At 36.9% G+C, this 20,621-nt stretch carries 22 protein-coding genes; 15 read left to right on the top strand and 7 right to left on the bottom strand.

The features are described from left to right. The coding region (locus BLR11_RS10385) for a transposase (protein WP_176762958.1) at positions 1 to 305 on the top strand (305 nt) is incomplete at its 5' end. A 121-nt stretch (positions 306 to 426) separates the two neighbouring features. Beyond that, positions 427 to 723, top strand: a complete 297-nt coding sequence (locus BLR11_RS10380; protein ID WP_091651674.1) for a GNAT family N-acetyltransferase — start codon at positions 427 to 429, stop codon at positions 721 to 723. A gap of 272 nt (positions 724 to 995) precedes the next feature. Here BLR11_RS10380 and BLR11_RS10375 read toward each other — a convergent pair whose 3' ends face one another. Both BLR11_RS10375 and BLR11_RS10370 read right to left on the bottom strand, forming a co-directional pair. Next, positions 996 to 1,607, bottom strand: a complete 612-nt coding sequence (locus BLR11_RS10375; RefSeq protein WP_091651671.1) for a type 2 periplasmic-binding domain-containing protein — start codon at positions 1,605 to 1,607, stop codon at positions 996 to 998. Next, entirely contained in the window at positions 1,546 to 1,875 is a 330-nt protein-coding gene (locus tag BLR11_RS10370) for a LysR family transcriptional regulator (RefSeq protein ID WP_091651669.1), read from the bottom strand. The genes BLR11_RS10375 and BLR11_RS10370 overlap by 62 nt, the downstream gene beginning before the upstream one ends. Positions 1,876 to 2,015: 140 nt before the next feature. On the opposite strand from BLR11_RS10370, the gene BLR11_RS10365 reads away from it, so the two are divergent. From BLR11_RS10365 to BLR11_RS10335, 7 genes are all read left to right on the top strand, one after another. Further along, positions 2,016 to 3,056: an Ldh family oxidoreductase gene (locus BLR11_RS10365; protein WP_176762957.1), complete on the top strand. Its 1,041-nt coding sequence runs from the start codon at positions 2,016 to 2,018 to the stop codon at positions 3,054 to 3,056. A 21-nt stretch (positions 3,057 to 3,077) separates the two neighbouring features. Continuing rightward, positions 3,078 to 4,436 carry an MFS transporter gene (locus BLR11_RS10360; protein ID WP_091651665.1) on the top strand — a complete coding sequence of 453 codons (1,359 nt, stop codon included), beginning with the start codon at positions 3,078 to 3,080 and terminating at the stop codon, positions 4,434 to 4,436. Between the two features lie 53 nt (positions 4,437 to 4,489). After that, positions 4,490 to 5,167, top strand: a complete 678-nt coding sequence (locus BLR11_RS10355) for an RraA family protein (protein WP_091651661.1) — start codon at positions 4,490 to 4,492, stop codon at positions 5,165 to 5,167. A 266-nt stretch (positions 5,168 to 5,433) separates the two neighbouring features. Further along, positions 5,434 to 6,735, top strand: coding sequence for an MFS transporter (locus BLR11_RS10350; protein WP_091651659.1), 1,302 nt, complete (start codon positions 5,434 to 5,436; stop codon positions 6,733 to 6,735). Between the two features lie 29 nt (positions 6,736 to 6,764). Continuing rightward, positions 6,765 to 7,898 (top strand): metallo-dependent hydrolase, encoded by a 1,134-nt coding sequence (locus BLR11_RS10345; RefSeq protein ID WP_091651656.1) that lies wholly within the window; start codon positions 6,765 to 6,767, stop codon positions 7,896 to 7,898. Between the two features lie 21 nt (positions 7,899 to 7,919). Beyond that, the gene (locus tag BLR11_RS10340) at positions 7,920 to 8,597 is read left to right on the top strand and encodes an RraA family protein (protein WP_091651651.1); all 678 of its coding nucleotides are present in this window, start codon (positions 7,920 to 7,922) and stop codon (positions 8,595 to 8,597) included. 39 nt (positions 8,598 to 8,636) lie between these two features. After that, entirely contained in the window at positions 8,637 to 9,527 is an 891-nt protein-coding gene (locus tag BLR11_RS10335; protein WP_091651647.1) for an NAD(P)-dependent oxidoreductase, read from the top strand. Between the two features lie 178 nt (positions 9,528 to 9,705). On the opposite strand, the gene BLR11_RS10330 is transcribed toward BLR11_RS10335, so the two are convergent. After that, positions 9,706 to 10,677, bottom strand: coding sequence for a LysR family transcriptional regulator (locus BLR11_RS10330; RefSeq protein WP_218118781.1), 972 nt, complete (start codon positions 10,675 to 10,677; stop codon positions 9,706 to 9,708). 172 nt (positions 10,678 to 10,849) lie between these two features. Here BLR11_RS10330 and BLR11_RS10325 point away from each other — a divergent pair, with 172 nt between their 5' ends. The 3 genes from BLR11_RS10325 to BLR11_RS10315 are packed head-to-tail and all read left to right on the top strand — an operon-like array spanning position 10,850 to position 14,162. Continuing rightward, a complete protein-coding gene (locus BLR11_RS10325; RefSeq protein WP_091651643.1) occupies positions 10,850 to 11,842 on the top strand; it encodes a 4-hydroxy-2-oxovalerate aldolase in 993 nt (330 codons plus the stop codon). A gap of 12 nt (positions 11,843 to 11,854) precedes the next feature. After that, the gene (locus BLR11_RS10320) at positions 11,855 to 13,180 is read left to right on the top strand and encodes an MFS transporter (protein WP_176762956.1); all 1,326 of its coding nucleotides are present in this window, start codon (positions 11,855 to 11,857) and stop codon (positions 13,178 to 13,180) included. 37 nt (positions 13,181 to 13,217) lie between these two features. Next, complete coding sequence (locus tag BLR11_RS10315; RefSeq protein ID WP_091651642.1) at positions 13,218 to 14,162, top strand: NAD(P)-dependent oxidoreductase; 945 nt, start codon at positions 13,218 to 13,220, stop codon at positions 14,160 to 14,162. A 148-nt stretch (positions 14,163 to 14,310) separates the two neighbouring features. On the opposite strand, the gene BLR11_RS10310 is transcribed toward BLR11_RS10315, so the two are convergent. Further along, positions 14,311 to 14,868 carry a MarR family winged helix-turn-helix transcriptional regulator gene (locus BLR11_RS10310; protein ID WP_091651640.1) on the bottom strand — a complete coding sequence of 186 codons (558 nt, stop codon included), beginning with the start codon at positions 14,866 to 14,868 and terminating at the stop codon, positions 14,311 to 14,313. A gap of 255 nt (positions 14,869 to 15,123) precedes the next feature. Here BLR11_RS10310 and BLR11_RS10305 point away from each other — a divergent pair, with 255 nt between their 5' ends. Genes BLR11_RS10305 through BLR11_RS10295 form a run of 3 tightly spaced genes read left to right on the top strand, consistent with a single transcriptional unit; the run spans position 15,124 to position 17,956 of the window. Next, complete coding sequence (locus tag BLR11_RS10305; protein WP_091651637.1) at positions 15,124 to 16,311, top strand: MalY/PatB family protein; 1,188 nt, start codon at positions 15,124 to 15,126, stop codon at positions 16,309 to 16,311. Positions 16,312 to 16,332: 21 nt separating this feature from the next. After that, the gene (locus tag BLR11_RS10300; RefSeq protein WP_091651634.1) at positions 16,333 to 17,562 is read left to right on the top strand and encodes a dicarboxylate/amino acid:cation symporter; all 1,230 of its coding nucleotides are present in this window, start codon (positions 16,333 to 16,335) and stop codon (positions 17,560 to 17,562) included. A 16-nt stretch (positions 17,563 to 17,578) separates the two neighbouring features. Continuing rightward, a complete protein-coding gene (locus BLR11_RS10295; RefSeq protein ID WP_091651631.1) occupies positions 17,579 to 17,956 on the top strand; it encodes a RidA family protein in 378 nt (125 codons plus the stop codon). A 323-nt stretch (positions 17,957 to 18,279) separates the two neighbouring features. Here the strand turns inward: BLR11_RS10295 and BLR11_RS10290 are convergent, their stop codons facing one another. The 3 genes from BLR11_RS10290 to BLR11_RS10280 all read right to left on the bottom strand — a co-directional run bounded on the left by BLR11_RS10290 (position 18,280) and on the right by BLR11_RS10280 (position 20,492). Further along, on the bottom strand, positions 18,280 to 18,711 hold the full coding sequence (locus BLR11_RS10290) for a MarR family winged helix-turn-helix transcriptional regulator (protein ID WP_091651626.1): 432 nt from the start codon (positions 18,709 to 18,711) through the stop codon (positions 18,280 to 18,282). Between the two features lie 113 nt (positions 18,712 to 18,824). Next, a complete protein-coding gene (locus BLR11_RS10285) occupies positions 18,825 to 20,036 on the bottom strand; it encodes an MFS transporter (protein ID WP_091651623.1) in 1,212 nt (403 codons plus the stop codon). A gap of 27 nt (positions 20,037 to 20,063) precedes the next feature. Beyond that, a complete protein-coding gene (locus tag BLR11_RS10280) occupies positions 20,064 to 20,492 on the bottom strand; it encodes a universal stress protein (RefSeq protein ID WP_091651619.1) in 429 nt (142 codons plus the stop codon). Positions 20,493 to 20,621: the final 129 nt, after the last annotated feature.

Below are 20,621 nucleotides of genomic sequence, written 5' to 3'. Positions count from 1 at the left end.
GGGATACTAAATATCCATCCATTACGTTATCTTGGAGATCAAACTGGGCAAATTTAAGTCCTTATTTTAAGTATCCAGAGGAACTACGCCGCCTGATTTATACTACCAATGCCATCGAAGGATTTAACCGGCAGCTACGAAAAGTGACAAAAGCAAAGTCTGTATTCCCAACGGATGACAGTTTGCTCAAAATGCTGTATTTAGCTATGATGGATATTACTAAAAAATGGACGGGGCGACGGCCTGATTGGAGCAAGATTCATGCACAACTCGCGGTGTATTTTGCAGATCGGATACCGGATTGATTGACAGGGGTATGCCCTTGTGGTTATATTGAAAACGAGCCAACGATATAGCCGCTGACTCGTACGTTCTTATTATTTTGCACCACTATATGGAGTTTACACAGAATTTAGTGCGCCTTCTATGGGCGTCTTAGGTTTTGAAATTTATAATACGTCTGCTTTACTGCGGTCATTAGCCGTATATCCGCCATTTAAAAAAAGAGGAATAGCAAAGCAACTAATAGAACATGTATTAAACAATGTACGACACCATAGATGCGATACGGCCTATTTATTAACGAATACTGCTGTTGATTATTTATGTACATATGGCTTTGTTCCCATAGACCGAAACGATATACCGTCTGATATTTTAACGACTTCAGCCCTCGGTGATGTATGCCCGATGTCGAGTACGTGTATGGCTTTGAAATTATGAGATAGTTGAACGAATACAAATAGGCGAGCTTCTTTATTAAGACTGTAAATCAACTAGGGACACTAATTTGATGAAAAATTATTCAATATAATAGAACTGGACATCATGTATCATCCGTATCTGATCCGGTTGAAGCGTGTTGATCGTAGGGACTGTATGTGATTATGTCTATTTTTTATTGACAATGGGGTAAGACAGACAAACAAGTCTGTCTTACCCCCATTATTTTTTATAGTAGCTATGCTATTTCTTATTTAAAGTTTTTAAAGTTATTATACTTCCAACTTGTTTAAGTAATAATAAAATACTCGCAAACTTTTTTCTGTACTAGGTCGAAGATATTTATGTGTAATAATATATGCAGTTAACGGATCTGGTGGATCCGAAAGAAGGCTATAGGTATATCCACCGAAACTTACTGCATAGTTAGCAAGCCAGAGTGGAACAATAGCCCAATAATCATTATCTTTTATGAGCTGCAGTACAAGAGGAGCCCCAGTGATATGTATAGGGTCATAGTAACCCGTTGGCCAATGTTCATCATGCCAAGATTTAAAATTAGGTGTCCATGGAATATATAATTCTTTATTTGTGTCAAGCTTCTTGTTTTCTGCAACAATGATTCCGGCATATTTGGGAGAGCCATTTTTTAGCATAACCATGGGAGTCTCTTTCCATTCCGAGCAAATAACATTGGGATATACAATTTTTTGCCAAGCTACTGCTACATCAATTTGTCGTTGTTCTACTAACGGATATAACTCCGCCGTATGTTCGGTATGGATCGCCAAGTTTATTTTTGGAATATGTTTAATAAGATTATCAAATAAGGGGGGGGAATATATACCCGTTAAGTGTTTGAACAGATCCAAAAGATAAAGCAAGTTTTTCTCCTTGTTTTTTAAAATGGCCTACTTCATCCCAAAGAGCGTCCCATCTTTTGGCAATAGGTAAAAAATCTTGTCCCGAAGGGGTTATTTCTATTTCTTTCATACCGCGGCCTCTAGCTAAAAGTGTCACCCCTAATTCATCTTCTAAATTTTTTAGTCGATGAGTAACGGCTGTTTGAGATATAAATAAACGGTCAGCAGCTCTACTGATATTACGCGTTTTTGTAACTGTTAAAAATGCTTGAATGTCATGAATGTGCATATATACCGCCTTTTTTAAACTATATATGAAAATATTTAATTATTCAACCTTATAATATTCATTTTACTTCATATACAGAGTACTGTAAAATGACACCAGGTAATACATTGCATACTTTTTAGTAAAGGATGATGGTATATATGCTTGTTGACAGTAAAAAACTGCGAGTCTTATGTCAGAATTTGTTTGAAGCTGCAGGCGTTCCCAAAGACGAAGCTTTTCGTAACGCCGACAACTTGAATGATGCAGATTTAAAGGGCGTTAGCTCGCATGGGGCAACACGAATGGCGGTATATTTGAAACGTCTTCGTCTTGGTTTGGTCAGACCGGATGTAAAACTTGATATTCTTAAAGAAGCTCCGGGTTCTGCCTTGATTGATGCAAATAATAGTATGGGAGCTGCGGCAAGCTATAAAGTAATGCAAATAGCCATTGATAAAGCAAGAAATACGGGGATTTCTTTTATTACCGTTTGTAACTCCAATCATTTTTCTGCAGCAGCATATTATGCCCAACTGGCAGTAATGGAAGATATGATTGGTTTCGTTGGCAGCAATGGTCCCGCACGTGTTGCGCCTTGGGGTGGCAAAAAGGCCATGTTTGGAACAAGTCCCTTTGCTTTTGCAATTCCAGCAGGAAAATGTTTGCCTATTGTAGCAGATATGGCAACATCACTAGTTGCTCGCGGTAAAATTATTTTGGCAGCAAAAAAAGGAGAACCGATTCCTCTTGGTTGGGCTCGGGATAAAAATGGTCGGGATACAACGGATGCACAAGCAGCTCTTGAAGGTACCGTACTTCCTTTTGCAGGTCCTAAAGGATATTCGATTTCAACTGTAATTGAAGTGTTGACCGGGATTTTAAGTGGATCTATGTTTACAACGGATATCAATGATTTAAATGCTGATTTTGAACATCCTAGTTATACTAGTCATTATTTTGGAGCGATCAACATTGCCTTTTTTCAAGATATTGATGAATTTAAAAATCATATGGATGAATTTATTTTGAGTGTAAAAGCAAATCCAAAAGGAGCGGGAGTAAAAGAAATTTTTCTTCCCGGCGAAATCGAACTCAGGAAAAAACAAACTAGCCTGAAACAGGGAATTCATTTGGCAGATGTAACAATACAGGAATTAAAACAAGCTTGTAAAGAATTAAACGTTAAATTTGAACTGTAACATTTTTTAGGAGGACTCGATATGTCACAAGTTAACGCGCAATCACTCTCTGGAACAAAAAAAGCAACTAAATTTCGTTGGTTCATTATTTCTCTTATTTTTTTAATTTACACAGTGGCCTCGGCAGATCGTTCAAATCTGGGCGTAGCTCTTCCTTTTTTGCGGCAGGAATTTCAAATGACAAATACAGAAGCAGGCGCTATTGCCAGTTTATTTTCTGTAGGGTATGCACTGGCACAAGTTCCTGCGGGATTCATGTTTAGCAAATTGGGTGTGCATAAGATTTTTTCATGGGCCTTAATTGCTACCTCTGTATTTACCGGTTTTATGGGAACTGCTAATTCTGCGTTTGCGCTCAAAGGATTACGGCTTGGACTCGGACTTTCAGAAGCTGCGCTTCCCGTAGGAATCACAACAACTATTAACAACTGGTTTCCGGCAAAAGAAAAAGGAACTGCTTCCGGTATTTTCTTAGCGGGTGCAAAATTTGGTCCAGTTCTTGTTCCTTTATTGTCAGCACTTATTATTGCCAATTGGGGATGGCGTCCGATTTTTTATATTTGTGCCGTACCAGGAATTGTTTTTGCCATTATTTGGCTTATCTTCGTACGAAATAAACCAGAAGAAAGTAAATATTGCAATGAAGTCGAACAGGAATACATTAAAAATGAAAATGATATTACAAAGGAATCCGAAGAAAAAAGCCACGCTTTTTCATTTGGTTGGCTAGACACACTTATTCGTTCGAAAAAGACAGCCGAACTAGATACAACCCATCAAATTCTCACTTCATGGAATGTTTGGGGGGCGGCCATTGGATATTTCTTTATTGCAGGTATCGTATATGTTCTGTATGCATGGATTCCCACGTATCTTGTAACGGTAAAACACTTCTCTATTATGAAAATGGGATTCGTTGCTTCGGCACCTTGGATTGGTGCTGTTATCGGGAACTTATTAGGTGGATGGATTTCTGACCGAATTCTCGCTAAGCGCCGTAAACCAATGATGATTGTTACCGCACTTACAACCGCAATCATGATGTACCTTATGATTACTTCACCCAATGACTCTTTCTATATGGGAATGTTGCTTCTTATTGCCGGCATTTTCTTAAACCTTGGTTATTCCGCCTTTATGGTTTACCCAATGGGACTCACTAGTAAAGAAAAATATCCCATTGCGATGTCTATTGTCAATACAGGCGGTCAATTTGGCGGGGCTGTTGCTCCATTAGTTGTAGGGTTTATCCTTGACGTGTTCAATTGGAATACGGTATTCATTTTTTTATCTCTTTGTAGTCTTGTTACTTTAATAGTCTTGTTTACTATTGTTGAACCGCTTACTGGGGATATGACAGCAAACAAATCAAATTCTTAACATGGTTTTACAGATTGACAATATATATTTAACTTATTAGGAGGCACAGTATAATGGGAAATGTTGGATGCAAAATTATTAAGGATTTTAAAAGACCGGATCGTAAGGTTGTCGAGTTATTCAAGGGGATGCCTGTAGCTAATATTGATGATTGTATGAATCGGACGGCAGCGGTTCGTTCGGATATTGTTCCTATGAATAAGACACCGCTTTTGGGAACCGCATTTACCGTAAAAGTTCCGGAAGGCGACAATCTTATGTTTCACAAAGCAATGGATATGGCACAGCCTGGGGATGTTATCGTCATTGATGCCGGCGGGGATGTAACTCGTGCTATTTTCGGAGAACTTATGATTACGTATTGTCATAAACGTGGACTTGCCGGGGTTATTCTCGATGGAGTTATCCGCGATTATGATGAAATTGCAGCAATGGATTTTCCTGTATATGCAAAAGGGGCTATTCCCAATGGGCCATATAAAAATGGTCCCGGAGAAATTAATACGGTAATTTCATTCGGTGGTAAAGTGATTTGCCCTGGCGACATTATTATAGGAGATGGCGATGGCATCATTGTTATAAAGCCAGAAGAAGCAGAAGAATTAGCGGCCAAAACAAAACAGGTCATGGAAAAAGAAGCAGGTATTATGGATAAAATTGTGAATGAATGTTCTTATGTGCGTCCATGGGTTGATGAAAAACTTGAAGAAATTGGTTGTGAAATTATTTAATGTGTCAGTATAAGATTGATTAGAGAGGCGAAAGAAAAAGTAAAATTGGGTTTTATCAGTTTTGGTGAAAAATCTCGTATCTAATTTTATAGACTTTTAATTACGTAATATACAAAACTGTAGTTTAGCATGACAGATTAAGTGCTTTTAATTTCACAAAAAAAGGAGATGCATTAGTATTTCAATCGTATAAATTATTCACAATTAATATTTAATTATATTTTAGAAAATAATAATTAAAAATATTAAAGGAGGATAGTGTATTTATGAGAACAACTAAATATCGTTATTGGGTTATTTTTATGGTATTACTTATTATGACGATCAATTATATTGATCGGGGCGCTTTAGCTTATGCGCAGCAGGATATTATAGAAGAGTTTGGATTTACCCCGGCTCAATGGGGAAGTATTCAAGGATTTTTTGGTTATGGATATATTTTTGGGGGATTGTTTGGTGGAGTATTAGCAGATAAAAAAGGGCCGCGTTTTGTTTGGTTAACATTTGTGACTATTTGGTCAATTTTTGTTGCATTAACTGCTTATGCGGGTAATTTAGGTATTGCAATATTTGGCGGTTCAGCCATGGCTGGTTTTTTTGTAGTTCGTGCGTTGTTTGGCTTTGCGGAAGGGCCATCTTTCGTGTCAATGAGTCGTACTCTTGCTAATTGGGTAGCACCAAAGGAAAGAACGTTTACAGCCTCCATCACGTTAATAGGAACTCCGCTTGGTTCCGTAATTACAGCACCCATTGCCGTATTTTTGATTTCTATGTTTAATTGGAAAATATCGTTTTTGATGTTAGGATTTTTGGGACTTATTTGGGTACTTGTTTTTTCACGTATTTTTACAAACTTACCAGAAGAAAACCCAAGAGTATCTAAAGAGGAATTGGCAGAAATTAGACAAGGTGAAACATCTAAAGTAGTAGCAACGGCCCAAGAAGCTAAAAATTTTCATTGGTATGATTTTTTTAAAAATTCATCCTATTTATTTAATACAGTAGGATTTTTTGCAATTAGTTATATCATTTTTATGCTTTTAACATGGACACCTAAATATTTACAGGATGTTTATGGCATGAGCTTGAAATCCTTATGGTATTTAGGAATGATTCCATGGTTAGGACCTATTTTTTCTACCCCTTTTGGTGGTAAAATTGCAGATCTTATTTTTAAAAAAACTAAAAACCTCAGAATTGCTAGAAATAGCGTTGCAATGGCATCTCTTTTATTATCGGGAGTTTGTTTTATATTAATTCCGACTGTTAATAGCATGACGGGAGCTTTAACGTTTATGGCACTTGGAAATACCGCGGCTTTAGCTTCGAATTCTATTTATTGGAGTAATTTAATTGATATTGATCCGACTAGAACCGGAGCTTTTGGCGGAATTATGCATTTCCTTGGGCAAACGGCAGCTATGTTGGCACCAACTATTACGGGCATTATGGTAACAAATTATGGATATAATGCAGGATTTGTTTTAGCGGGGACAATATGTTTGATAGGTGTTATTTGTGCATTTTTTGTAAAGTTTAAGAAAGAAGAAATTGATGTGTCAGTGTGAGTGTCAGTGTGATTAATGGAGATGAAACTATGTATGACTTAGTTATTGAAAATGGGTTTGTTATAGATCCATATGAAAAAATCGAAGAGAAAAAGACAATAGCTATTAAAGATGGATACATTGTACCTTATAAAGTTAATATAGATGCAATATATAAAATAGATGCCAGCGGAAAATATGTATTTCCGGGATTTATTGATTTTCATACGCACGTGTATCAAGCAAGTACATTAGCAGTGAATCCAGATTTATTATTTCCTTACGGAGTAACTACCGTAGTAGATCAAGGCACGGCAGGGTATATTAATTTTGAGGATTTTTATTGTAATGAAATTGTTTCCAAAACAATGAGAATTAAGTCATTTGTAAATATATATCCTATAGGTCAACCTGGGGGAAACATAGAAGAATGTTTAGATCCCAATATTTTTAATGAAAATCAATTAGCTAATATAATTTGCAAATACAAAAATAATATAATTGGAATTAAGATTAGATTTAGTAAAAACACTGTAGGCGATTTTGGCATTGAACCGCTGCAAAAAACGTTAAATATTGCGGAAAAACTTAAAGTACCTGTATGTGTTCACACAACAAATCCACCTATTGCAACAGAAAAACTTGTATCTATGTTACGCAAGGGAGATATTTATTGCCATGTTTTTCAAGGAAATGGTAATACTATTATTAATAGTAACTCTGTAGTTAAAAAAGAATTTTGGGAAGCCAAGAAAAAGGGAATTATTTTTGATGCTGCGAATGGGCGTTTAAATTTTAGCTATGATGTAGCACAATCGGCTTTGGCGGAAAAGTTTTTTCCAGATATTATTAGTACTGATTTAACAAGTGTAAGTTTTAATACTCCAGGAGTGTCCATGGTAAAAAATTTACCATTTGTAATGTCAAAATATTTAAGTCTTGGAGTGCCGTTAAATAGTGTTATTCAAAGTGTTACAGAGATTCCGGCACGTTTAATGGGGATGGAAAATATCATTGGGACATTAAAAGAAGGTGCGCAAGCAGATGTTTGTATTTGTGAAATCAAATCCACATTACACAGTTTCGCAGATGCGTGTGGGAAAGAAAAAAAAGGAGATATTTATTTATCACCTGAGGCAACAATTTTAAATGGAAAAATACTGTATTTAAATGAAAATATTTAACTTATTAGGAGGCGCAGTATAATGGGAAATGTTGGATGCAAAATTATTAAGGATTTTAAAAGACCAGATCGTAAGGTTGTCGAGTTATTTAAGGGGATGCCTGTAGCTAATATTGATGATTGCATGAATCGGACGGCAGCGGTTCGTTCGGATATTGTTCCTATGAATAAGACACCGCTTTTAGGGACCGCGTTTACCGTAAAAGTTCCGGAAGGCGACAATCTTATGTTTCACAAAGCAATGGATATGGCACAGCCTGGGGATGTTATCGTCATTGATGCCGGCGGGGATGTAACTCGTGCTATTTTCGGAGAACTTATGATTACGTATTGTCATAAACGTGGACTTGCCGGGGTTATTCTCGATGGAGTTATCCGCGATTATGATGAAATTGCAGCAATGGATTTTCCTGTATATGCAAAAGGGGCTATTCCCAATGGGCCATATAAAAATGGTCCCGGAGAAATTAATACGGTAATTTCATTTGGTGGTAAAGTGATTTGCCCGGGCGACATTATTGTAGGAGATGGCGATGGCATTATTGTTATAAAGCCAGAAGAAGCAGAAGAATTAGCGGCCAAAACAAAGCAGGTCATGGAAAAAGAAGCAGGTATTATGGATAAAATTGTGAATGAATGTTCTTATGTGCGTCCATGGGTTGATGAAAAACTTGAAGAAATCGGTTGTGAAATTATTTAATGTGTCAGTATAAGATTGATTAGAGAGGCGGAAGAAAAAATGAAATTAGGTTTTATCGGCTTTGGTGAAGTTGGTTATGAAATCAGTTCTGGTCTTGTATCACAAGGGCTTACTGAAGTATATGCATATGATGCTCTGCAACATCATGCGGAAAAAGGAAAATTTGTAAAAGAAAGGGCGGAAAAGGCAAAGGTTACTTTACTGGAATCTGATAGCGATGTTGTTGATATGTGTGATATTATTATTGCTGTTGTACCCGGTGCGTTTGCTTTAGATGCAGCAAAAAGCATTATAGGACAAATGCGGTCAGGTAAGATATTTGTAGATGCATCAACCAGCCTGCCTAGTGTAAAAAAAGAAGAAAACAGGTTGATAGCGCCAACCGGCGGCAGTTTTATTGATGCAGCCCTCATGGCGAGTCTTAGTCAATCCCACTACAAAGTACCTATCCTAATATCAGGAACAAACTGTGCAGCCATGATTGAAGCACTTACACCATATGGCATGAATATTAAAGAAATTACAAAAAATCCGGGAGATGCTATTGCCGTTAAATTTGTACGCAGTATTTATATGAAAGGGATTGCGGCTCTTGGAGCAGAAATGTTGGAAGCGGCTAATATTCTCGGAGTGGATAAACTTGTTATTGACTCCATAGGCAATACTCTTGATGGCAAAGCGTTTGAATTTAATAATAATTACCTTGTCGTAGCGAGCGCTTGGCATGCGGATAGACAGGTTCATGAAATGGGAGATGTTACAAAAATGCTTGAAGATATTGGCGTAGCTCCTATTATGACGCAAGCCACGACAAAGAGGCTGGAGTGGTTTCGGGATATAAACGCAAGAGATCATTTTCAGGAAAAGCGACCGGAACAATGGAAAGATATAGCAATATTGTGGGATCATAATAATCTTCATTTAAAATGATATAAAAAATATTTATTTGCTAAAAACAGGGTTTCCTAAAGTTAATTAGGAAACCCTGTTTTTAATATTTTATTGCTATACAATAAAATATATTTATGAGATACAGGATAGTTTAAAATATGGAAATATTAAATAATTTTATTATAGGTAAAAATTGTATGTATTATTTCGTGGAATGCTACTCTGAAGGTTCAAATTCATGAATATAAGCTGCATAGGAATGTTTTTTTGTACCATAGGGAGAACAATTATCCAGCATTGTTTGAATGTAGTCCTCGCGTTTTCTGATGTATTGCAAGATTTTATGCTTAAATAAGACAATTTGCCGGCGTTTAGTTTGCTCCGTGAGGCGGCTGGTTATCATGTATAAGTTACGTGAGGGTGTATCGAGTGCTAATTTAGATATATAACAGTTATGATTATATTGTAAATGTTGACAAATGCTGTACGGTGCAAAAAACCAACTTTTTTCGTCAAGGAGATCTAAGGCGACTTTTATCATGTCAATAGAGAATTTAGGAGTTCCACTGGGAGGGAAAAAACGATTATGCCAATGACGATAATCAGGGCCCCAGTTAATATAAATTTGGTTATTGGTATCAAGGTCAATAGGCATGAGGGTGGCTTTGTCCTTAATTTGATTCTTGCTTACGATCATTAATTTTTCCGTATGAACTTTTTTGACATTAATTCCGGGGATAACCTGTTCGGCTAAAGGAAATCCTATATCAATCATATTCAGCCTGACCTGTTCATATATTTCAGGTGTATGCATGGTTTTAATCGTAAGGTGCCAGTCAAGAACGTCTTTTTTTAATTGAGTATAGAATTCAGGAAATAGATAATTGTTAGCGCTGTTAACTAAGCCTATCGTTAATTCCATGGCTTGGGGACGTGATTGAAAAGCGTCGATTTCGTGACTTAGGTTTAACCAGGTTTGCGCTAACGGAAGAAAGTTTTTCCCGGCCAATGTAAGTTCTGTCTGTTTAGAACCTTTATGTCTCACTAAAAGAGAAACGCCCATTTTTGTTTCTAATTGTTTGATCCGGTGACTGACCGTTGCTTGTGAGACATGGAGAAGCGCCGCACTTTTTGTAATATTGTTCGAATTTGCTACAGTTATAAAGGTTTCAATTAGTTCAGTATTCATAAAATCACCTTCCATCTATTTATATAATAACGTATTCTATGCAATACTGTAAATATTAATATAATTAATATTTACAATAAAATTAATTTGTTTTTATTTTAATTCGTAGGGTGATATGATACTAACTGAAGATACGTATCTGATAAAGTTATATATATTAGGAGGAAAAAACATGGATATAATGGATTGTACACTTCGTGATGGAGCAAATATTGTAGGGGCAGGTTTTTCTAAAGAACTAACAACATTGATGATCAAAGGTCTGATCCAAAGTAATATTTCTATTATTGAAATGGGGCATTGTACTGGATTGGGAAGCATGAAAGCAGGCGGTAAAAAGTCTCCGGTAACAGATGAAGAATATTTAGAAGTGATACAACCTTTTGTCGATAAAGCAAGTATTGGTATGTTTCAAGCAGCGGCCAATGCAGATAAAGAATTAATCATGCTGGCCGCATCTAAAAAACTTAGTTTTTTACGTATTGGCGCTAATGCGGGTGATGGAAAAAATGCGGAACGCGCAGTCAAACTAGTACGTGAAGCTGGATTGGAAGCAAAGTACAGCATAATGAAGGCGTATGTATGTACACCGGAAGAACTTGCAGCAGAAGCGGCTATGTTGGAATCATTTGGGGTACAAGCGATAACGATAATGGATTCTGCCGGATATATGTTTCCAGCACAGGCCGCAGAATATACGAAAAAACTTAAAGAAGCAGTGACGATACCGGTAGGATTTCATGGTCATAGCAATTTAGGACTGGCAATGGCAAATGCGCTTGCAGCAGAAGGCAGTGGGGCTGATTTTATTGATTGTGGACTTATGGGAATGGCCCGCAGTGCAGGAAATATTACGACAGAAGGTGCGATTGCCATGTTCCGCCGGGAAGGAAAAGTACAAGAATATGATTTGTATACCTTGTTACATTTCATTGATCAGGAATTGATGCCTGCTATGGAAAAGGAAGGATATCATAATCCTATTTCACCGATTGATTTGATTCTGGGATATTCCGGCTGCCATTCTAGCTTTTTACCGATTTTTAAAAAAGTTGCGATGGAAAAAGGTGTTGATTTATATAAACTAATCGTAGAAGTGTCGGCTAAGAATCAAAAAAATCCATCAAAAGATTTGATGGAAGAAATTGCAAATACGTTAAGATAAGGAGAATATATAATGATTGCAAAGTCTTTGAATATGAAAAAGACAAAAGTTCGTTGGTTTGTTTTAGCGTTAATATTTTTAATTTACATGGTTGCGGGTGCAGATCGTTCTAATATTGGTATGGTTGTGCCATATTTGAAGGAATCTTTTAATCTAACCAATACGGATATAGGCGCTATGGCTAGTTTCTTTTATATTGCTTATGCAGTGGTACAAGTCCCGTCAGGACATTTATATGGAAAATATGGTGTTAAAAAACTATTTTCATTGGCAGTTGTTCTTACTTCTGCAGCTACGCTAATTATGGGGTTGGCAAATTCGGGAGCGCATTTAAAAGCGGCAAGGGCCTTGCTTGGTTTTTCTGAAGGGCCAATCAATATTGGATGTCTTTCTACTATTAATAAATGGTTTCCGAAACAAGAGAAAGGTATTGCTACAGGCGTGTTTATGGCGTCTATCAAATTTGCTCCGGCATTTGTACCACCCCTTTGTGCTTGGATTATCATGACATATGGTTGGCGTGAAGTATTTTATGTATTTGCGATTCCGGGCATTTTTTTAGCGGTGTTATGGTATATTTTTGTTAGTAATAGTCCAGAAAATAGTAAATTTATTAATGCAGCAGAGGTTAACTATATTAATACTTCCGCAGTTTCTGTTAAGGAAGGAACAAAAAATAACAGTATACAACCTGCTAAACAAAATCGTGCGCTTGATGCGCTGATTCGTACTCGTGTTATTGATCCGTTGGCCACTAATAAAGACGTTCTTAAGTCATGGAATGTATGGGCAGATGCGCTTGGGTATTTTTTCCTGGTAGGGATTACCTATACTATTATGACTTGGATTCCTACATATCTTGTTCATGTAAAGCATTTTTCTATTATTAAAGTAGGTCTTGTAGCGTCGGCTCCATGGGTCGGAGCTGTTATTGGCAATTTACTTGGCGGTATTATTTCAGATAAACTGTTTCAAAGCCGCCGTAAACCAACAATGCTTATTACGGCAGCCAGTACGGTATTTCTTATGATCTCCTTATTATATGCACCAGCTGATCCTACTGCGCTGGGGTTGCTATTGCTTGTAGCAGGTATATTTTTGAATTTAGGGTATTCTATGTTTTTAGCTTATCCCATGGGTATTACTACAAAAGAAAAATGTCCATTTGCAGCTTCAATAGTAAATACAGCAGGTTCTTTAGGAGGAGCGTTTGCGCCTTTTGTAGTTGGCGTTATATTGGATACCTTTAGCTGGAATTCGGTATTTGTATTCTTAGCAATAATTTCTTTGATTACATTTGTATTGTTAATTACTATGATTGAACCGATTCAGAAATAAGTTAAGTTCGAAGATGAAAACTAGGAGGCTATAGTTCATGAAGACTTATATTTTTGACCCAATTTCCGAAGATGCCTTGGCCTATGCCAAGGAACAGTTGGAAGTGGTAACCTGGGATGACCCGGAAATTAAAAATTTTGCGGAGGCAGAAGCCGTAATTGTTCGTACGTATAAAATGACTCCAGAAATTATAGATCATATGCCAAAGTTGAAAATTATTGCTAAGCATGGTGTTGGTGTAGATAATATTGATATTTCCTATGCAAAATCGAAAGGTATTGTTGTAACCAATACGCCGACAGCAAATTCAAACTCTGTTGCGGAACTTATTATTGGTCTTATTCTTGATTGTGCACGCAAGATTACAGCCAGCCATTTAGCTTGTATAAAAGGATTGGAAAAAAATCAGCCAATGTTTCTCAGCGGTCATGAAATTTCCGGTAAAAGGATAGGACTTATTGGTATTGGACATATAGGTGTTATTGTCGGTAAGCGGTTACAGGCAGGATTTGATATGGAAGTATTAGCATATGATCCTTTTTTAGGCCGGGAAAAAACAGAAGCAATAGGGTTTAACTACACCGAAAATCTTGAAGATATTTATAAAACATGTGACGTTATTTCGATTTCCGTTCCTTTAAATGATCAAACTCGAAATATGGTAAATACGAGAGAATTTAGTATGTTTAAACCCAATGCGGTTCTTATTAATGCTTCTCGTGGAGGGATTGTAAATGAAGAAGCGTTAGCAACGGCCCTAGATAATAAACAAATTTTTGGAGCAGCGATTGATGCATTTGTTGAAGAACCCGTACCGAAAGATCATGCACTGTTTTTATCTTTTAACTTTGTAGGTACGCCGCATAATGGAGCCAATACCAGCGATGCCCTTATCCGTATGGGAACGGGGGCTGTAGATGAAATTGTTAGATTTAAAAACAAAGAATCGACATGGACTAATTTAGGAAATAAACTACAGTAAAAATTTATGTTAATTAACATAGGAATATGGATTAAATTATAAGCGTAAAAAATCAGGGCTGTTACATGAAGTAAAAAAATCACTTCATGTAACAGCCCTGATTTTTAAGTATTTTATTTTTGTGTATGTATCCTTTTTTAGTATTCGCTTACTTATTTTTTCGTCTGCCTTGGCGTTTAGTGACCTTGTTTTCTTCAAAATCTTTAAGAATGACACCGTAGTAAGAATTTATGACTTTGAAAAATGTGTCAATTTCTTCGGGGGTACAAGTCTCCCCTATTTTTCCCAGTGTTTTAGCAATATCTAATGTATCGTAGAGTTTATGAGCTTTGCTGATTTCTGTGCCTGTTTTGGTTGTGTAGAGAAGAACTGTTTTTGTATTACCTTCTTTTTTATCTTTGCGGACTAGGCCATCTTTTTCTAGACGACTGACAATTTGGGAAAGAGCACCTTTTGTTTTTTGCCAATGTTTTGATAAGGTTGTAACTGTCGTACCGGGATGGTCTTCAATATAGCTTAGCGTATGGACTTCAATCATGGTCATGGGCATGCCGTTGCCATAATCATGATCAGCGTAAATATAGTCATTGTATAGCATGACAAAATAATAAATAATGCTATGCCGATTATTTAGTGCTTGGAACGTCGCGTTGACGTAGCTTGTTTCTGATGTCAGATTGTTTTCTTGTATATCATTTTGACTCATTTTAATTCTCCTGAATAATTATTTCTATCACATAATATTGTTTAATTATAAACTATATTATGTGATAAATCAATTAAGATTATATAAATAACCCATAATAAGCAAAATTACATAATGTAAATAAGCTATGCTCAACGATTACAGTTTAGCAACTAAAATTAAAATAATTGACAAATGTTGGTATAGTGTGTATGGTTTAATTAATATATAGTTTAGTTATTAAACTATAATAATTTTTTGAAAGAGGGATGCACTATGGAAAGACAGTATGATTTTGACAAGTTGGTTAATCGAAAAGGGACAAGTTGTTTAAAGTATGATTTTGGAATGCAGCGGAAAGGACGTATGGATTTACTCCCCATGTGGATTGCTGATATGGATTTTTCTTTGCCGGAAGAAATTCTTGCTGATTTTCATACCCGGATTGATCATGGTATTTTTGGATATACAGATCCAGATGATGAATATTATGCAGCTCTTGATCGCTGGTTTTTCGTTCATCATGGGTATCATGTCAAATCGGAATGGGTTACGCTTGGATGCGGTGTTGTCTACGGATTGGCTACGGGAGTGAAAGCTTTTACCAAACCTGGAGATGCTATTTTGATTCAACAACCGGTATACTATCCGTTCCGCGAAGTTATTGAAGATAACGGCCGCAGATTTATCAATAATCAACTTCATTATGAAAATGGAAAATATACCATTGATTTTGATGATTTTGAAAAGAAAATTGTCGATAATGATGTAAAAGTTTTTATGATGTGCAGCCCGCATAATCCGGCTGGCCGCGTATGGACAAAAGAAGAAATGACCCGTCTCGGGGATATCTGTCAGAAACATCAGGTACTTATCATGGATGATGAAATCCATTGTGATTTTGTTTATGCTCCGCACCATTTTACAAGCTTTCTTTGTATGGATGTCCGATATTGGGATAATCTTGTTCTTTATACGTCACCAAGTAAAACATTCAATGTTGCTGGATTCCAACCGGCCAACATTATCATTCCTAACCCAAAATTACGGGAGCAATACCGCAAAGCCAATGCTGCATCCGGCTATAGCCAAGGCAGTGTTATGGGGCAGATGGCTGTCAAATCTTGTTACACTAAGGGTGATACGTGGGTTAAAGAAATGGTACATTATATTGCTGGGAATATTACCTATGCGAAAGAGTTTGTTGATAAGAATTTTCCCAAAGCTGTTTTTGTCGATACAGAAGGGACATATTTGATTTGGATTGATTTTTCCGGTTATGGTTTCAGTGATGATGAATTGGATAATCTCATTGTTAATGAAGCAAAACTTTGGCTTGATTCAGGTAAAATATTTGGTAAAGAGACAGCACAATTTGAACGCTTTAATATGGCGTGTCCGCGATCGACTGTTATTCAAGTGTTCAATCAGCTGAAAACAGCTTTTGATTTGCATATCAAGTAAATAAAGGGGGAATTATATATTATGGGAAAAATATGGAAAACTTATAAATCTTCATTTATCTTACTGGCCGCTATGATTATTGGTGGTGTCGTTGGGAAATTTTGGGGAGAAGGAGCCGCGATATTACAACCGATAGCCGACTTGTTTCTTGACTTATTGTATTGTTGTGTTGTACCGCTCATTTTTTGTTCGCTGACAGCTGCAATTGCTCAAATGGATGATTTATCAAAACTTAAAAAAATTATGGGAACTTTTTTGGCGGGAACCTTGATTACCGGGACAATCGCCTGCCTGTTTATGATCATTCCGGCCATTATCGTCAATCCGGGGCAGGGAATGGTTCTGGATATGTCGCAAGATATTTCCAATGCGTCGGGGAGTATGAATTTATTAGCTATGTTTGCTGTAGACGACTTTCCAAAACTCTTTTCCAAAGCGAATCTGATGGCACTCATCGTATTTACGGTCATCTTTTCTATTGCTATTATCAAAGCAGGAGAAAAAGGAAAGGCCATTGTCAAAGCAATGAATGATTTGACGGCAGTCATTGTTCAGGTTATTAATATTGTCATGAAGCTGGCTCCCCTGGGCCTGGGTTGCTACTTTGCGATCTTGATTGGCAAATATGGTAATTCTGTTGTCGGCCCTCTTGGTAAAGGGATTGTATTATATCTTTTCGTTGTTGTTGTCTATTTTATCGTGTCACAAACGGTTATGGCTTATATCGGGGCTGGTAAAAATGGGGTAAAGACGTGGTGGAAAGGGGCAGCCGCGCCGGCTCTGACAGCGCTCGGAACCTGTTCATCCGCAGCGACGTTGCCGGTCAACTTACTCCATGCCAAAAAGATTGGTATTCCTGCCGATGTTGGTGATTTGGCTATTCCTTTAGGCGCTAACTTACATAAAGATGGAGCCTGTATCATTCAAATTTTAAAAATATCGTTACTTTGTGAAGCTTTTGGCATCAACTATGTGACACCGGAAAACATTTTCCTGTCTATTGTTGTCGCAGTCATTGCGTCTGTCGTAATGGGGGGAATTCCTGCTGGGGGATATGTGGCTGAAATATTTATTGTCTCTGTTTTTGGTTTTCCAACTGTTTCTATTCCTATTATGGTCCTTATCGGCACGATTACTGACGCACCGGCGACAGTCATTAATGTTACTGGCGACACCGGATTGGCAATGATTATTTCCCGCGTTGTTCATGGGAAAAATTGGTTAAAAAATTCTCGCGTTTCCCAAGCGTAAAGGAGTGTATCACCTAATGAATAAAGAAATTAAAAGTAAATTAGCACCGGCAGCTATCGGACCGTATTCGCAGGCTATTGAACATGATGGATTGATTTTTGTATCCGGACAGCTTCCGATTGTAACGACTACGGGAGAATTTCCTTCTGATGATATTAAAGAACAAACACGTGTTTCTCTGATGAATATAGAAACGATTTTGACTGAAGCGGGTTTAACTTTTGCCAATATTGTAAAATCAACAGTTTTGTTGGCGGATATCCATGATTTCGGAGCAATGAATGATGTTTACGGTACGTTTTTTCAAGCTCCTTTTCCCGCTCGGGCGGCTTTTCAGGTAGCGGATCTGCCGAAAGGAGCAAAAGTGGAAATTGAAGTTGTGGCGGCTCGGTAAAATGATGGAATGCATTAAAACTTTTGTTATCTTTTCTTTGCGAGCAGTAGAATATGCACCCACTTTATTATAAGGAAGTAGCAAAATACGCACGGCGACCTATAGGAAATCATGGGGTGCCGTGCGTATTTTGTTGTGTAAAGAGTGGTATTGATAATGTTGGCTGAACCCATGCTATCATGTTTATTTCATCCAAAGATTTATCTTTACGTCGTAATATAGCATTGGAAGTACCGTGCAGTTTATAGTAAAAAAAGACGTTGCTGCGTTAGCGGGATATATTAAAAAACGATAATGATTGGCCTGTATAGTATCTCGGGTTATTATGATTTTGTTATGTTCTGTGCATTAAAAAAAATAGTTTTTAATGTTAAAAATAGATCATCTAATTTTTCAGCGGAAACACCTTGTAAAAGTTGATTGCGATGTTGTTTGACGATATGTTCCCAAGTAGGATAAAGACCCATTGCTTTTTCGGTTAAAGAAACCCTTTTTTCCCTTTTATCCAATCCTTCTTCACGTTGAATTAATCCTTTTTTTTCTAAAGAAATTAAGCTTTTTGATATTGCCGATGGCTCAATATTCAGGTGTTCTGCTAATACAATTTGAGAAACAACACCCTTTTCTTTTATGCTTGCGATAACTGTCCATTCTGAACTATGGAGTTCATATTGTTCTAAGAGACGATTGATTTCCTTAGTAATGATTCGAGTGGTTTGGTAAAGTTGATGAACCACAGTATCTGTTTTTTCCATTTTAACGCTCCTAATTATTGTTGGATTTTCATCACGAACAATCATTTTACAGTATTCTTTATATATATCATAGATATATCATTCAGAAAAATCAAGTAGCGTCATCATATGGATTAATTATCTTGAGTTGTCTGTAAGATAGGTGCATTCTGAGCAGAAGTTTTATGATGAACAATATAAAAGCCATAACTAATAAGAAAAACTGCCATAATTGCGGCCGAATAATAATATACAGAAGCATACCCTGTTTTTTCAGCAAATAGTCCTAATATAATAGAACCTCCACCTACGCCAATATCCATAAAATTATAAAATGTTGCGCTTGCAATGCTACGGCGATTTGCCGGTACAACGTTAATAATCCAAGTCTGAAGAGCCGGCATCGTCGTCCCGATTCCTAGTCCATATAATATAGCAGCGGCTAATAATAATGTGATTGTGGTTGTTTGTGATAACAACAATGAGCCGACCATTAACAGAATCGCTCCGGGGAAAATGACCCAGGCATGTCCTTTAGCGTCAAATATTTTGCCTGTAAAAATTCTGGATATAAACACGCAAGCGGTACATACTAAAAAGAAATATCCTGCGTTTTGAATATGTACTTCCCGGGCAAGTAAAGCTACAAAACTAAGCAATCCACCGACACAAGCACCAAATAATAATGTAAGAAAGGCTTGAAAAAGTGCGTTGGTTTCAACGATTCTGTCCAACACAGAAAGCGGAGCGGTCTGTGTTGGGACGGTCATTGAATCAGAAATTGTAAATTTACAAAAAGAAATCCAAACTAATGCGAATGCTTGACATACTGCTGCAACAATAAATAATATAGAAAAACTAAAATTATCAATAATCCATATGCCGGCAGCCGGGGCAAACGCCATCATAAAAGTGGTTCCAAGACCAAAGTAGCCAATGCCTTCACCTCGACGTGAACTCGGAACAATGTCGACTACGATGGTCGCATATAGGGTGGTCGCAATACCAAATCCAATGCCATGCAATACCCGGATATATAAAATATGATCGACCTCATTGATAAAATTATAACATAGGGCAGACAGTAGGCAGATAAAAATGCCTAATAATAAAAAGTGAGTTTTGCCAAATTTAGCAATACCTGAATCCGTAAAAAAACGTATTATAATCGCGGAAAACGTAAAAATACCAGCAAGAAGGCCTACTTGTGCATTTGTTCCGCCCTGCTGCAAAACATAGATAGGAAGGGTGGGTAATAAGCCATGGAAGCCTGCAAATAATAAGCCATTTGTAACAGTAAGTGTAATAAAATTGGGTGTCCATAATTTTTCTTTTTTATTCATCATTGTATGTATAACTCCTCTGCTAAAAAATCAGTAGTCAGTATCCTGTATAACCAGGGTCGGACAACAAGCATAATGAAGCACATAATTACTAACACTGCCAATTAATAGCTTAGCAATATCACTCATGCCACGTCGGCCCATGATAATTAAAGAATAGTTATGTTCTTTACTGATTTCTGTAATTTTTATTCCGGGATGACCGTATTCAATACGTGTTTCTACGCGTCCCTCAAAGTTTTTAAAATAAGTCAAAGCCTGAGCTATTATTTCATTTCCCCTTTCATCCAGACTTTTGATTAGTAAGGGGTGAGAATCGGAAGTGAGATAAGCGGGATGTTGAATAACGTGAATTACGGTTATGGTACTATTAAATTTTTCAGCTATTTCTCTGGCATATGTTATAGCTGCTATTGCTTCTGCTGACCCGTCAATTGGAACTAAAATTTTTTTAAACATCGTATCATCCTTTCTAAATAAATAAATAAATAATGCACTAGTATATAATTAACTAGTACATTATTTGCTAATAAATTGCATTATATTATTATTTATGATGCTTGTCAAATTTTAATAATTCTACGCAGG

Source organism: Megasphaera paucivorans, assembly GCF_900103535.1.
GTDB lineage: Bacteria > Bacillota > Negativicutes > Veillonellales > Megasphaeraceae > Megasphaera_A > Megasphaera_A paucivorans.
The sequence above is the reverse complement of the archived record's forward strand: the minus strand, read 5'-3'. Positions and strand labels throughout refer to the sequence as shown.

What these genes read in the sequence shown, in the direction of transcription:
- BLR11_RS10380 (WP_091651674.1), top strand. Translation starts at nt 427, where the DNA reads ATGGGCGTCTTAGGTTTTGAAATTTATAATACGTCTGCTTTACTGCGG.
- BLR11_RS10370 (WP_091651669.1), bottom strand. Translation starts at nt 1,875, where the DNA reads ATGCACATTCATGACATTCAAGCATTTTTAACAGTTACAAAAACGCGT.
- BLR11_RS10365 (WP_176762957.1), top strand. Translation starts at nt 2,016, where the DNA reads ATGCTTGTTGACAGTAAAAAACTGCGAGTCTTATGTCAGAATTTGTTT.
- BLR11_RS10360 (WP_091651665.1), top strand. Translation starts at nt 3,078, where the DNA reads ATGTCACAAGTTAACGCGCAATCACTCTCTGGAACAAAAAAAGCAACT.
- BLR11_RS10355 (WP_091651661.1), top strand. Translation starts at nt 4,490, where the DNA reads ATGGGAAATGTTGGATGCAAAATTATTAAGGATTTTAAAAGACCGGAT.
- BLR11_RS10350 (WP_091651659.1), top strand. Translation starts at nt 5,434, where the DNA reads ATGAGAACAACTAAATATCGTTATTGGGTTATTTTTATGGTATTACTT.
- BLR11_RS10345 (WP_091651656.1), top strand. Translation starts at nt 6,765, where the DNA reads ATGTATGACTTAGTTATTGAAAATGGGTTTGTTATAGATCCATATGAA.
- BLR11_RS10340 (WP_091651651.1), top strand. Translation starts at nt 7,920, where the DNA reads ATGGGAAATGTTGGATGCAAAATTATTAAGGATTTTAAAAGACCAGAT.
- BLR11_RS10335 (WP_091651647.1), top strand. Translation starts at nt 8,637, where the DNA reads ATGAAATTAGGTTTTATCGGCTTTGGTGAAGTTGGTTATGAAATCAGT.
- BLR11_RS10330 (WP_218118781.1), bottom strand. Translation starts at nt 10,677, where the DNA reads ATGAATACTGAACTAATTGAAACCTTTATAACTGTAGCAAATTCGAAC.
- BLR11_RS10325 (WP_091651643.1), top strand. Translation starts at nt 10,850, where the DNA reads ATGGATATAATGGATTGTACACTTCGTGATGGAGCAAATATTGTAGGG.
- BLR11_RS10320 (WP_176762956.1), top strand. Translation starts at nt 11,855, where the DNA reads ATGATTGCAAAGTCTTTGAATATGAAAAAGACAAAAGTTCGTTGGTTT.
- BLR11_RS10315 (WP_091651642.1), top strand. Translation starts at nt 13,218, where the DNA reads ATGAAGACTTATATTTTTGACCCAATTTCCGAAGATGCCTTGGCCTAT.
- BLR11_RS10310 (WP_091651640.1), bottom strand. Translation starts at nt 14,868, where the DNA reads ATGAGTCAAAATGATATACAAGAAAACAATCTGACATCAGAAACAAGC.
- BLR11_RS10305 (WP_091651637.1), top strand. Translation starts at nt 15,124, where the DNA reads ATGGAAAGACAGTATGATTTTGACAAGTTGGTTAATCGAAAAGGGACA.
- BLR11_RS10300 (WP_091651634.1), top strand. Translation starts at nt 16,333, where the DNA reads ATGGGAAAAATATGGAAAACTTATAAATCTTCATTTATCTTACTGGCC.
- BLR11_RS10295 (WP_091651631.1), top strand. Translation starts at nt 17,579, where the DNA reads ATGAATAAAGAAATTAAAAGTAAATTAGCACCGGCAGCTATCGGACCG.
- BLR11_RS10290 (WP_091651626.1), bottom strand. Translation starts at nt 18,711, where the DNA reads ATGGAAAAAACAGATACTGTGGTTCATCAACTTTACCAAACCACTCGA.
- BLR11_RS10285 (WP_091651623.1), bottom strand. Translation starts at nt 20,036, where the DNA reads ATGATGAATAAAAAAGAAAAATTATGGACACCCAATTTTATTACACTT.
- BLR11_RS10280 (WP_091651619.1), bottom strand. Translation starts at nt 20,492, where the DNA reads ATGTTTAAAAAAATTTTAGTTCCAATTGACGGGTCAGCAGAAGCAATA.